At 71.9% G+C, this 11,542-nt stretch carries 13 protein-coding genes; 8 read left to right on the top strand and 5 right to left on the bottom strand.

The window, feature by feature from the left end:
- Window positions 1-500, top strand: a 500-nt coding sequence (locus VGL30_RS03920) for a low affinity iron permease family protein (protein ID WP_331536981.1), incomplete at its 5' end; no start/stop codon positions are given.
- Here the strand turns inward: VGL30_RS03920 and VGL30_RS03925 are convergent.
- Both VGL30_RS03925 and VGL30_RS03930 read right to left on the bottom strand, forming a co-directional pair.
- The gene (locus tag VGL30_RS03925) at window positions 501-1,292 is read right to left on the bottom strand and encodes an RNA methyltransferase (RefSeq protein ID WP_331536983.1); all 792 of its coding nucleotides are present in this window, start codon (window positions 1,290-1,292) and stop codon (window positions 501-503) included.
- Entirely contained in the window at window positions 1,289-2,191 is a 903-nt protein-coding gene (locus tag VGL30_RS03930) for a class I SAM-dependent methyltransferase (protein WP_331536985.1), read from the bottom strand. Before VGL30_RS03930 ends, VGL30_RS03925 begins: the two co-directional genes overlap by 4 nt.
- Window positions 2,192-2,317: 126 nt before the next feature.
- On the opposite strand from VGL30_RS03930, the gene VGL30_RS03935 reads away from it, so the two are divergent.
- Window positions 2,318-2,953: a TetR/AcrR family transcriptional regulator gene (locus tag VGL30_RS03935; protein ID WP_331536987.1), complete on the top strand. Its 636-nt coding sequence runs from the start codon at window positions 2,318-2,320 to the stop codon at window positions 2,951-2,953.
- Between the two features lie 7 nt (window positions 2,954-2,960).
- On the opposite strand, the gene VGL30_RS03940 is transcribed toward VGL30_RS03935, so the two are convergent.
- Window positions 2,961-5,063, bottom strand: a complete 2,103-nt coding sequence (locus tag VGL30_RS03940; protein WP_331536989.1) for a lytic transglycosylase domain-containing protein — start codon at window positions 5,061-5,063, stop codon at window positions 2,961-2,963.
- 122 nt (window positions 5,064-5,185) lie between these two features.
- Here VGL30_RS03940 and dapA point away from each other — a divergent pair, with 122 nt between their 5' ends.
- The 3 genes from dapA to VGL30_RS03955 are packed head-to-tail and all read left to right on the top strand — an operon-like array spanning window position 5,186 to window position 7,256.
- The gene (gene dapA, locus VGL30_RS03945) at window positions 5,186-6,070 is read left to right on the top strand and encodes a 4-hydroxy-tetrahydrodipicolinate synthase (protein ID WP_331536991.1); all 885 of its coding nucleotides are present in this window, start codon (window positions 5,186-5,188) and stop codon (window positions 6,068-6,070) included.
- Complete coding sequence (gene smpB, locus VGL30_RS03950; RefSeq protein WP_331536993.1) at window positions 6,070-6,525, top strand: SsrA-binding protein SmpB; 456 nt, start codon at window positions 6,070-6,072, stop codon at window positions 6,523-6,525. Before dapA ends, smpB begins: the two co-directional genes overlap by 1 nt.
- Window positions 6,522-7,256, top strand: coding sequence for a GNAT family N-acetyltransferase (locus VGL30_RS03955; RefSeq protein WP_331536995.1), 735 nt, complete (start codon window positions 6,522-6,524; stop codon window positions 7,254-7,256). The genes smpB and VGL30_RS03955 overlap by 4 nt, the downstream gene beginning before the upstream one ends.
- Window positions 7,257-7,311: 55 nt before the next feature.
- Here the strand turns inward: VGL30_RS03955 and VGL30_RS03960 are convergent, their stop codons facing one another.
- Window positions 7,312-7,983 carry a uracil-DNA glycosylase gene (locus tag VGL30_RS03960; RefSeq protein WP_331536997.1) on the bottom strand — a complete coding sequence of 224 codons (672 nt, stop codon included), beginning with the start codon at window positions 7,981-7,983 and terminating at the stop codon, window positions 7,312-7,314.
- Complete coding sequence (locus VGL30_RS03965; RefSeq protein ID WP_331536999.1) at window positions 7,964-8,581, bottom strand: NYN domain-containing protein; 618 nt, start codon at window positions 8,579-8,581, stop codon at window positions 7,964-7,966. Before VGL30_RS03965 ends, VGL30_RS03960 begins: the two co-directional genes overlap by 20 nt.
- Before the next feature lie 30 nt (window positions 8,582-8,611).
- On the opposite strand from VGL30_RS03965, the gene folK reads away from it, so the two are divergent.
- From folK to VGL30_RS03980, 3 genes are all read left to right on the top strand, one after another.
- Window positions 8,612-9,115, top strand: coding sequence for a 2-amino-4-hydroxy-6-hydroxymethyldihydropteridine diphosphokinase (folK, locus tag VGL30_RS03970; RefSeq protein ID WP_331537001.1), 504 nt, complete (start codon window positions 8,612-8,614; stop codon window positions 9,113-9,115).
- 76 nt (window positions 9,116-9,191) lie between these two features.
- Window positions 9,192-9,551 (top strand): DNA-directed RNA polymerase subunit omega, encoded by a 360-nt coding sequence (gene rpoZ, locus VGL30_RS03975; protein WP_331537003.1) that lies wholly within the window; start codon window positions 9,192-9,194, stop codon window positions 9,549-9,551.
- 95 nt (window positions 9,552-9,646) lie between these two features.
- Window positions 9,647-11,542 (top strand): bifunctional (p)ppGpp synthetase/guanosine-3',5'-bis(diphosphate) 3'-pyrophosphohydrolase (locus tag VGL30_RS03980; RefSeq protein WP_331537005.1); only part of this gene is annotated, 1,896 nt, incomplete at its 3' end.

An 11,542-nucleotide genomic window follows, 5' to 3' on the forward strand; every position in this document is an offset into this window, starting at 1 on the left:
TGTCGGCCAACGAACCCACCGAGACGCGCTTCAGCCTGACCAAGGTCTTCACCGGCTTCGCGAACGAGACCTCGCGCACGGCCGGGCGACCGATCACCTTCGTGATCTGTATCCTGCTGATCGCCATCTGGGCGCTGACCGGACCGGTGTTCCACTATTCCGACACCTGGCAGTTGATCATCAACACCTCCACCACCATCGTCACCTTCCTGATGGTGTTCCTGATCCAGAACACCCAGAACCGCGACGGCATGGCGATCCAGGCCAAGCTCGACGACCTGATCCTGACCTCCGACGCCGAGAACGAGTTCATCGGCATCGAGAAGCTCACCGACAAGGAACTGGAGGCGCTGCAGGCGCGCTGCCACAAGGCCGCCCAGGCGCATCAGAAGCTGGTCGAGCACCTGGAGCGGGAAAAGACCTCTCGCCGCACGATCCCGGCGGACGCCGAGGCGCCGTCCGCCGCCCGCCGCGCCGCAGCCACGAAGACCGCAGGCTGATCAGCCGATCGCCGCGTAGAGCATCACCCCGGTCGCCACCGCCAGGTTCAGGCTGTCGGCGCGGCCGCGCATGGGGATCTTGACGCTCACGTCGCACAGGCCGGCCATCTCCGGCGGCAGACCCTGCTGCTCGTTGCCCATCACCACCAGGCTGGGGGCGCGATAGCCGGCGGCGCGGTAGTCCGTCGTGGCGCTGAGCAGGGCGCCCACCACCGAGCCCGGCCAGGCGGCGCGCCAGGCGGCGAAGGCGGCCTCGTCGGCGCGGGCCAGTGTGACGGCGAAGATCGAGCCCATGGTGGCGCGCACCGCCTCCACGGAAAACGGGTCGCAGCATTCGCCCACCAGGATCACCCCGCCGCCGCCCGCCGCGTCGACGGTGCGCACGATGGTCCCGAGGTTGCCGGGATCGCGCACCCGGTGCAGGGCGACCCAGGCCGGGGCGGCCGCGGGGACCAGGTCGGCGAGCGCGGTGAAGCGCTGGCGGAACACGCCGACCACCGCCTGCGGATTGTCCCGGCGCGAGACCTTGGCGAGGATCTCCCGGGTCACCTCGACCACTTCGCCGCCGGCGGCCCGGGCCGCGGCGGCGGCCTTGGCGAGCAGCGGATGGTCCGAGGCCTCGCGGCCATGCAGCAGGATGGCCGGCGCGTGGCCCAACTCCACCGCCTCGGTGACGATTTTCAGGCCCTCGGCGACGAACAGGCCGGTCTCCTCGCGGGCCTTGCGCAGGTGCAGCGCCCGCACCGCCTTGACGGTGGGGTTGGCGAGCGAGGTGACGGCGCGCGACGTCACGCCGACCACCGGGCGTAGAACGACAGGCCGATCTGCCGGTCGCCGGCCTCTTCCACCAGGGCCAGCTCGCCCCAGTCGATACGGCCGCCGCGTCCCGCCAGCGCCTCGGACAGCAGGCCGGCCAGCGAGGCGCCGGAGATCCGCGCGGCGTAGGCGTTGAGGACCAGGAAGGCCGCGCCTTCCGAGAGCAGCTCGGCGCAGAGGCGGGCCATTTCCGGCAGGTCCTCGAACAGGCGCCAGACCTCGCCGGCGGGTCCGCGGCCATATTTGGGCGGGTCCAGGATGATCCCGTCGTAGCGCGAGCCGCGGCGGGCCTCGCGCTGGACGTACTTGCGCGCGTCCTCGCAGATCCAGCGCACCGGCCGGTCGTCGAGGCCGGAGAGGGCGGCGTTCTCGCGCGCCCACGCGACGGCCTTCTTCGAGGCGTCCACATGGGTGACCGCGGCCCCGGCGGCGGCGCAGACCAGGCTGGCGACGCCGGTGTAGCCGAACAGGTTGAGCACCCGGGGCTGGCCCGGCGCGGCGCGGACCCGCGCGTCCAGCCATGCCCAGTTGGCCGCCTGCTCGGGGAAGAAGGCCAGGTGGCGGAAGGCGGTGAAGCGGGCGTTGAACCGCACGGCCCGCCAGGCCAGCGGCGTGGTTCCGGGGACGGGCCCGGCGAAGCGCCAGCGGCCGGCGTCCTCCTCGTCGGCGGGGTCGAACACCGCGTCGGCGGCGTCCCAGGCCGCGGCGGGCAGGCGCGGCGCCCACAGGCACTGCGGCTCCGGGCGCACCACGCGGTGGGGGCCGTAGCGCTCGAGCTTCCGCCCGCCGCCGGAGTCGATCAGGGCGTAGTCGTCCCATCCGGGGGTGCGCATCACGCCCGGAGCGTCGGCGACGGCGGGTGCGGGCGCGCTCATGCCCCGCGCCTTACGCGCTCACGCCCAAGGTCGTCCAGCCCGCCGAACGGCTGCGCGCCGGCGCGCCCTTGCCAGGAGATGGGTTTTCAGGCTCCGTGCACACTAGATCTTGTTGGAGGCATCCAATTGACGCAGCTAGAGGTTCCCGCCGCGCGCCGATCCGCGCGCAAGGCCAAGGGCGACGGGTATCTGCGGCGGGCCGAGATCCTCGACGCCGCCGAGCGGATCTTCGTGGCCGAAGGCTACGACGGGGCGACTATCCGCCGGATCGCCGACGAGGTGGGGGTGTCGTCCACCGCCCTCTACATGCACTTCCCCGACAAGGCCGCGATCCTGATGGAGATCTGCGAGCGCACGCTGACGCAGCTCCTGGACCGCAACACCGAACTGGCGGCCAAGCCGGTGGACTCGGTCACCCGGGTGCGGATGATGCTGGAGGCCTATGTGCGCTGGGGCCTGCAGCATCCCAACGCCTACAACCTGGTCTATTCGGGGCCGCGGCCGAACGCCGACGCCTGGCCGGAGGGGACCACCGAGCTCAGCTGGCGCTGCTACGAGATCTACGCCAGCGTGGTGCGCGAGATCGCCGCCGCCGGGCGCTTGCGCGCCGGCTCGGCCGACGCTGCGGCCCAGGTGTCCTGGATGGCCGGCCACGGGCTGGTGGCGCTGCTGACCGGGCGGCCCAACTTCCACTGGGAGCCGACGGAGGAGCTGATCGCGGTCAGCCTCGACGGCCTGATGAACGGCCTGGTGATCGACTGAAGCCGGCCTACGGCTGCGAGGCCACCCGGGTCGAGGGCGGCGGATAGTTGTAGCTGCCGCGCAGCATGTCCGAGGACAGGGTGATCGGGGCTGAGCCGCCGTTCAGCTTGGCCCGGTAGACCTGCATCCCCTCCAGCACGCGCATCACGTAGTTGCGGGTCTCGCCGAACGGGATGCACTCGATGAAGTCGATCGGGTCGGACGAGGCGCCGCGCGGGTCGCCGCAGAAGGCGGACCACTGGGCCGGGCGGCCGGGGCCGGCGTTGTAGGCCGCCACGCCCATCACGTAGGAGCCGGAGAAGCCGTCCACCACCTGGCCCAGGTAGGCGGCGCCCAGGCGCATGTTGTAGTCCGGGTCGTCGAGCATCGAGGGCGCGTAGCCCATGCCGCTGCGGCGGGCGACGATGGCGGCGGTGGCCGGCATCAGCTGCATCATGCCGCGGGCGCCGGCGCCGGAGCGGACCATCGGGTCGAAGCCGCTTTCCTGGCGGGTGATGCCCAGGACGAGCGCCGGCTCCGGCCCGTCCAGAACCTGGGGCGGCGTGCGGAACGGATAGGCACGCTGCGGCAGGACGAAACCCCGCTGGGCGGCGGCGCGGGCCACCTTCATGGACAGGTCCTGCTCGCCGTAGCCGCGGGTCAGGTCGATGAGCAGGGCCTCCTCCTCGGCGGAGGGCAGGATGTCGTCGAGCCCCAGCACCAGGGCGCGGAACGAGTCGCGCTGGCCCAGGTCGTAGAGCACGCGGACGGCGCGCACCGCCTCGCGGCCTTCGAAGCGGGCGCGGTCGGCGGCGGTGACGGTGGGGTCGGCGGGCAGGGTCAGGCGCCCGTCGCCGACCTTCTCGCCGGCCAGCTGGCCGTAGAAGGTGGTGTAGTACCTGGCCGCCTGGCCATAGAAGGCCTGCGCCGCGGCCTGGTCGCCGCGCGCCTCGGCGGCGCGGCCGCGCCAGTAGAGCGCCCGTCCGCGGGTGATCGGCGAGGAGCCGATCTTTTCCAGGGCGGCGAAGTGGGCGTCGGCCCGGGCCGGGTCCTTCAGCCGGCGAAGGGCGATCCAGCCGGCGTAGAACTCGGCGTCGGCGGCGTCGGCGCCGGAGGTCAGGCCGCTGTTGGCGGCGGCGGAATAGGCCGCGCGGGAATCGCCGTTGCGCAGCGCCAGCAGGGTGAGCTGGTAGCGCTCGTCCCAGATGCGGTCGGCCGCGGCGGGCGTGGCCGTTTCCCTGGGAAAGTTCTGCAGCAGCGCCAGGGCCAGGCTGTCCAGCCCGCGGCGGCGCAGGTAGGCGGCGCGCTCGAAGGCCAGGGACGGGCTGCCCGCGACGCTGGCGGGCAGGGCGGCCGCCAGCTCGTTGGCGTCGGCGGCGTTGGCGCGCAGCGCGATACGGGCCAGGGCGAGCTGCTGCTGGTCGGCGGGCAGCAGCGCGATCATGTCGCGGGCCGCGGGACCGACGGCCCCGTAGAGCATCATGTCGGTGCGGTGGGCGTGGTCGTCCTGGGTCAGCACGTCGCCGAAGCGCGACAGCATCAGGCGCTGCACGTCGGCCTCGAACACCTTCTCGCGCCAGGTCCGGCGGATCAGGGCCGCGGCGTCCTGCGGCCGGTTCAGCACCCGGTAGGCGCCGGCCAGCGCCATGGCGCCCTCGGCGGTCTGCGGCTGGGCGCCGGCGAACCAGTCGACGGTCTGGCGGGCGGAGAGGCCGGAGCCCTCCAGCCGCTTCTCGGCGGCGAGCTGGCGGCGCGCCTCGCGCGGCCAGCCGGCCAGGTCGCGCCGGGCCTGCTCCAGCTCGGAGAAGCTCATGGCGCCCGAGGTGGAATCGACGAACGCCCAGGTCCCGATCTTGCGGGCCAGCGGGTCGGAGATCAGCGGCAGATTGGCGCGGGCGGACAAAATGTCGCCGCGCTTCACGGCGTCGAGCACCATGCGCAGCGTCTGGGCGTCGGCCTCGGAGATCGGCTGGCGCGGGGCGGAGGCCGGGGTCTGCGCCAGGTTCAGCGGCTGGCGCACCGTCATGCCGCCGTAGCCGCCCGGCGCGGCGGAAGGCTCCGCCTCGGCTGCGGCCGAGAGCAGGAGGACCGCGCCGGCGGCGAACAGGGCTTTACGGATGGTGGGGCGCAAGCTTTATCTCCGGTCTCGCCGACAACGAACACGGACGTTGCGGGGTCGGCCCGCACGGCCATATTGTCCGGCCCAACTCTGGCCGCAACTCCCTGCGGCGTCTTGGCGGCAATTTACAGACCATGTCCGAAGTTATGTTTAACGGCGTCTTACCCGCGCTGGTGACGCCGTTCCGCGAGGGCGCGGTCGACGAAGCGGCGTTCACAGCCCTGGTGGAGCGCCAGATCGGCGGCGGGGTGCACGGCCTGGTGCCGGTGGGCACCACCGGCGAAACCTCGACGCTGTCCCATGACGAGCACCGCCGGGTGGTGGAGCTGTGCGTGAAGACCGCCGCCGGCCGCGTGCCGGTGATCGCCGGCGCCGGCTCCAACGCCACCGCCGAGGCCATCGAGCTCGCCCGCCACGCCAAGGCGGTGGGCGCCGACGCGGCGCTGATCGTCACGCCCTATTACAACCGGCCGAGCCAGGAGGGCCTCTACGCCCACTACGCGGCGATCAATGAGGCGGTGCAGATCCCGGTGCTGGTCTACAACGTGCCGGCGCGCACCAGCGTCGACATCTCCAACGCCACCCTGGCGCGGCTCTCCAGGCTGCCGAACATCGTCGGGATCAAGGACGCCACCGGCGACATGGTCCGCGCCAGCGAGCAGCGCCTGCTCTGCGGCCCCGACTGGGTGATGCTGTCCGGAGACGACCCGACCGCCCTGGGCTACATCGCCCACGGCGGCCACGGCTGCATCTCGGTGACGTCCAACGTCGCGCCCGACCTCTGCGCGGCCTTCTACAACGCGGCCCTGGCGGGCGACGGCAAGACCGCCCTCTACTGGCAGGACCGGCTGGTGCGGCTGCACAGGGCGCTGTTCAGCGACGCCTCGCCCGCGCCCACCAAGTTCGCTCTGGCGCACCTGGGCCTCTGCCGGGAAGACGTGCGCCTGCCGATCGCGCCGGCCTCCGAGGCCTCGCGCCAGACCGTGCTGGAGGCCCTGCGCGAGGCGGGCGTCATCTGATGGCCGGTCGCCTGATCGCCGAGAACCGGCGGGCGCGATTCGACTATTTCCTCGATGACACGGTGGAGGCGGGCCTGGCGCTCACCGGCACCGAGGTGAAGTCGCTGCGCAACGGCCGGGCCAACATCGCCGAGGCCTACGCCGACGTGCAGGGGCGCGAGATCATGCTGATCAACGCCGACATCCCGCCCTACGCCCAGGCCAACCGCTTCAACCACGAGCCCAGGCGCCACCGGAAGCTGCTGCTGCACCGCAAGCAGATCGACCGGCTGATCGGCGCCGTGCAGCGCGAGGGCCGCACCCTGATCCCGGTGAAGCTCTACTGGAACGACAAGGGCCTGGCGAAGCTGGAGCTGGCCATGGCCAAGGGCAAGAAGCTGCACGACAAGCGCGAGGCCACCGCCGAGCGCGACTGGGCCCGGGACAAGGCCCGGCTGATGCGGGACAAGGGGTGATCCCGGCCGACGTCGAGGCGATCGAGCGGGCGACCCTGGCCGCGGTGTCGCCGGTGGAGGTGCTGGAGACGGACGGGTGGCTGGCCGGGCTCGAGGACGGATCGATCAAGCGCGCCAGGAGCGCCGTTCCGCTGAGCCACGAGATGGCCTGCGACCTCGCCGTGCTCGACCGTATCGAGGCCGCCTACCTGGCGCGCGATATGACGCCGGCGTTCCGGCTGGCGGAAGCGCCGGGCCTGGACGACATCCGCGGCGAGCTGGCCGCGCGGGGCTATGGCGCCGACCCTCCGACCCTGGTGATGCTCGGCGCTGTCTCCGGCCTGCTGGTCCTGGGCGAGCCGGGCGAGACCGTGGACGCTCCCGACGCCGCCTGGAGACAGGTGTTCCTGGGCGAGGGCTTCGATCCCGTGGACGGCGCCTTTCGGGCGGCGGCGCTGAGCCGCTCGCCGGGCGCGGTGTTCGGCCAGGTGCGCGAGGGCGGCGAGACGGCGGCGGTGGGGGTGATGTCCTTCGGCTACGGCTGGGCCGGCGTCCACGGCATGCGCACCGCCAAGGCGCGCCGCGGGCAAGGGCTGGCGGGCCGCGTGCTGGCGGGCCTGGCCGCAGCGGCGGCCCGGCGCGGCGTCGCGCGGTTGTTCCTGCAGGTGGACGAGGCCAACGCCCCGGCGTGCGCGCTCTACCGCCGCGCCGGCTTGGCCGAGGCCTGGCGCTATCGCTGCTGGACGCGGTGAGGTCGCGCTACGCGCCGCCGCCGGGGATGACGATCAGGCGTGACGCCGGTGGACCTCAGTCCCGCAGCAGCGCCTTCGCCCGCCGGAACACGTCCTCGAACATCGCCGCCGTCAGCCGTCCGGTGTTCGTGTTCAGCCGCGAGCAGTGGTAGCTGTTGATCACCCTGTAGGGCCCGGCGTCGAACTCCGAGCCGTGGCCGGGGACGTCGGCGGAAGCCTTCAGGCCCAGGCCCTTCAGCAGGCTGCGGCGGGCCACGTCCCCCAGGGTGACGATCACCTGCAGGCGGGGCAGGGCGGTTAGCCGGGAGGCCAGGAACGGGCGGCAGGCGGCCTCCTCCGAGGGCTCCGGCTTGTTGCCGGGCGGCGCGCAGCGGACGGCGTTGGTGATCATGCAGTCCACCAGCTCCAGCCCGTCGTCGGGCCGGGCCTGGTAGCGCCCGCGGGCGAAGCCCAGCTTGCCCAGGGTCTCGTAGAGCAGCACCCCGGCGTGGTCGCCGGTGAACGGCCGCCCGGTGCGGTTGGCGCCCTGCCGGCCGGGGGCCAGGCCCATGACCAGCAGGCGCGCGGCCGCATCCCCGAACGAGGGCGCGGGGCCGTTGAACCAATCGGGATGGGCGGCGCGGTTGGCCGCGCGATAGGCGACCAGCCGGGGGCAGCGGGGGCAGTCCCTGGGCGGCTCCGGCTCCGGCTCCGGCCCCGGGGCGGGGTCAGGCGTCAGCGTCGACATCTTCCTCCGGCTCGCTCTGGCGCGCCCGGTCGCCGGTGCGGGCCGGCTCCTGCACGAAGCGGGGCAGGCGCGACGGGCGGCAGACGATCTCGGCCAGGTCGTTCAGGTCCACGAAGTTGTCGGCCTGCCGGCGCAGCTCGTCGGAGGCCATCGGCGGTTGCGACTTCACGGTGGAGATCACGGTCACCCGCGCGCCCTTGCGCTGCACCGCCTCCACCAGGTAGCGGAAATCGCCATCGCCGGAGAACAGCACCAGGTGGTCGGCGTGGTCGGCCATGTTCATCATGTCTACGGCGATCTCGACGTCCATGTCGCCGCGCCAGCGTTTGCGCCCGTGGGAGTCGGTATATTCCCGCGCCGACTTGGTCACGAGGCTGTAGCCGTTGTAATCCAGCCAGTCCACGAGGGGGCGGATCGGCGTATACTCCTGATCCTCCACCAGGGCGGTGTAGTAGTAGGCGCGGATCAGCACCCCGCGCTTGCGGAACTCCTCCAGGAGCTTGCGGTAGTCGATGTCGAAGCCCAGGCCCTTGGCGGTCGAATAGAGGTTGGAGCCGTCGATGAAGAGCGCCAGCCGGTCGGTCGGGTAAAAGCTCATGGGATCTGGAAATCCTTGGACGCGACGTCGTTGAACCTGGACGCCGCGGTGGTCGTCGCCGTGGGCGGCAACCTAGCCGGAGACTTTCCGTCGCCCCAAGCTCTTCTTGAGGCCGCCCTGGTCCGTTTCGATTCGGCGGGATTGCCGATCGCCCGTCGATCAAGCTGGTGGCGTTCCGCCGCATGGCCGGACGCCGCGGCGCCTGCCTATCGCAACGCCGTCGTCCTTGTCGAGACGCAGTTGGGGCCCGAGGCGGCCCTTGCGGCCCTGCTGGCGATCGAGCAAGCGTTCGGCCGCACCCGGCGGGCGCCGAACGCGCCGCGGACGCTGGACCTGGACCTCGTCGCCTATGGCCGGACGGTGCGCCATGCCCCAGGCCTGACCCTGCCGCACCCGCGGGCGCACGAGCGGCTGTTCGTCATGGGGCCGCTGGCCGAGATCGCCCCGGACTGGCGCCATCCCGTGCTGGGCCGCACCGCCGCCGAGCTCGCCGCGGCCGCCCCCGTGGGCCGGGACTCCGCCCCGCTGGGCTGAGCGCCCGTCTTCGGCGTTGCACAAAAGGCGGCAAAACACTATTTGGTTGAAATCTCACCCGCCGCTTGAGGATTTCATGGCCCGCGTCACCGTCGAAGACTGCATTCAAAAGGTGCCGAACCGGTTCAACCTGGTGCTCCTGGCCGCGCACCGCGCGCGCGCCATCTCGGCGGGTGCGCAATTGCTGGTCGATCGCGACAACGACAAGAATCCCGTCGTGTCGCTGCGCGAGATCGCCGACGACGTGGTGGACGCCGAGGAGCTGCGCGAGAGCCTGATCGGCACCCTGCAGCGGGTGGACGAGCGCTCCGAGGCCGAGGAAGAGGCCGAGACCCTCGCCCTGCTCTCCGACCCGACCCATATGCAGATGAGCGAACTGGAGCTGGTCCGCGCCCTGCAGAGCGACCGCGACGGCGGTCAGGAGGAACGGTACTGAGCCTGGAAGGCCCAGAACCAGTCCAACTCAAGACGGCGCCGCCCCCCGCCGCCGTTCCGCCCAAGGCCGCGCCGGCGGCCGGGCGCAAGCCCAGGATGCTCCGGCAATACGAGCTGATCGACAAGGTCCGCTCGTATGACCCCACCGCCGACGAGGCGCTGCTGAACCGCGCCTACGTCTACGCCATGCGCATGCACGGGGCGCAGAAGCGGGCCTCCGGCGACCCCTATTTCGCCCACCCCATCGAGGTGGCGGGCATCCTCACCGACTACCGGCTCGACACCGAGACCATCGTCACCGCCCTGCTGCACGACGTGATCGAGGACACCCCGGTCACCCGCGCCCAGATCCAGGAACTGTTCGGCGAGGAGGTGGCCGAACTGGTGGAGGGGGTGACCAAGCTCTCCAAGCTGGAGCTGACCCACGAACACACCCGCCAGGCGGAGAACCTGCGCAAGTTCATCCTGGCGATCTCCAAGGACGTGCGGGTGCTGATGGTCAAGCTGGCCGACCGGCTGCACAACATGCGCACGCTGCAGCACATCGAGAGCCCGGCCAAGCGCGAGCGGATCGCCCGCGAGACCCTGGACATCTACGCCCCGCTCGCCCGCTCCATCGGCTGCCACCGGATTTGCTCGGAGTTGGAGGAGCTGGCGTTCGAGCACCTCAACCCGGTGGCCCGCGACGCCATCGGCCGCCGCCTGGAGGCGCTGCGCCAGTCGCAGGGCGGGGCGGTGGCGGTGGTCTCCGGCGAGATCGCGTCCCGCCTGGACCAGGCCGGCGTGCCGGCGCGGGTGTTCGGCCGCGAGAAGAACCCGTTCTCGATCTGGCGCAAACTGCAGCGTAAATCCATTGGATTCTCTCAGCTTTCCGACATCTACGCTTTCCGCGTCATCGTCGACACGGAGGACGACTGCTATCGCGCGCTTGGCGTGATCCACCGGGCCTGGCCCAGCGTGCCGGAGCGGTTCAAGGACTTCATCTCCACGCCCAAGCGCAACAACTACCGCAGCCTGCACACCACGGTGGTCGGGCCGCGCGGCATGCGCATCGAGATGCAGATCCGCACCGAGGCCATGGACCGGGTGGCCGAGGAGGGTGTGGCGGCGCACTGGCGCTACAAGAACTCCGCCTACGGCTTCGACCCCGAGGCCGCCGCCGCCGACGGCGGGCGCGATCCGCTGATGAACCTGCGCCACCTGGTGCAGGTGCTGGAGCACGGCGGCGACGCCGAGGAGCTGGTCGAGCACGCCAAGCTCGAGATGTACCTCGACCAGGTGTTCGTGTTCACGCCCAAGGGCAAGCTGATCAGCCTGCCGCGCGGGGCCATGCCGCTGGACTTCGCCTACGCCGTGCACACCGACGTGGGCGACACGACCGTGGGTGTGAAGATCAACGGCGAGCTGCGCCCGCTGCGCACGCCGCTGCAGAACGGCGATGTGGTGGAGATCGTGCGCGGCTCCAAACCCGTGCAATGGACCGAGTGGCGCACCCTGACGGTGACCGGCCGCGCCCGCTCGGCGATCCGCCGGCATCTGCGGCTGGGCGAGCGCGAGGAGCTGACGCGCGTGGGCCGCGCGGCCATCGACGAGACCTTCGCCCGGGCGGGCAAGAGCCGCGACCAGGTGCAGATGAAGCCGGTGCTGGAGCGCTTCGGCGTGAGCAGCGAGGACGACCTGTTCATCGCCATGGGCCGCGGCCGGGTGAAGCCGACCCAGGTGCTGGAGGCGGTGTTCCCGGGGCTGAAGGCCGAGGAGAAGGCCGCCGCCGCCCGCCGGCGCAAGATCGAGGACGGGCCGGCCGCCGGCTCGTTCGTGCGCGGCGCGGGGCTCGACCCCGGCGTGTCGCTGCACTTCGCCGGGTGCTGCAGCCCGGTGCCGGGCGACCGCATCGTCGGCATCGCCCAGGAGGACGGCTCGGTGGCCGTCCACACCATCGACTGCTCCGTGCTGGCCCAGTTCGAGGACCGCGAGGACCTGTGGCGCGACATG

This window comes from Phenylobacterium sp., from assembly GCF_036502675.1.
Lineage (GTDB): Bacteria > Pseudomonadota > Alphaproteobacteria > Caulobacterales > Caulobacteraceae > Phenylobacterium.

Excerpts from the sequence above, each read along its gene's own strand:
- VGL30_RS03930 (WP_331536985.1), bottom strand. The coding sequence starts at position 2,191 with ATGAGCGCGCCCGCACCCGCCGTCGCCGACGCTCCGGGCGTGATGCGC.
- dapA (WP_331536991.1), top strand. The coding sequence starts at position 5,186 with ATGTCCGAAGTTATGTTTAACGGCGTCTTACCCGCGCTGGTGACGCCG.
- smpB (WP_331536993.1), top strand. The coding sequence starts at position 6,070 with ATGGCCGGTCGCCTGATCGCCGAGAACCGGCGGGCGCGATTCGACTAT.
- VGL30_RS03960 (WP_331536997.1), bottom strand. The coding sequence starts at position 7,983 with ATGTCGACGCTGACGCCTGACCCCGCCCCGGGGCCGGAGCCGGAGCCG.
- VGL30_RS03965 (WP_331536999.1), bottom strand. The coding sequence starts at position 8,581 with ATGAGCTTTTACCCGACCGACCGGCTGGCGCTCTTCATCGACGGCTCC.
- rpoZ (WP_331537003.1), top strand. The coding sequence starts at position 9,192 with ATGGCCCGCGTCACCGTCGAAGACTGCATTCAAAAGGTGCCGAACCGG.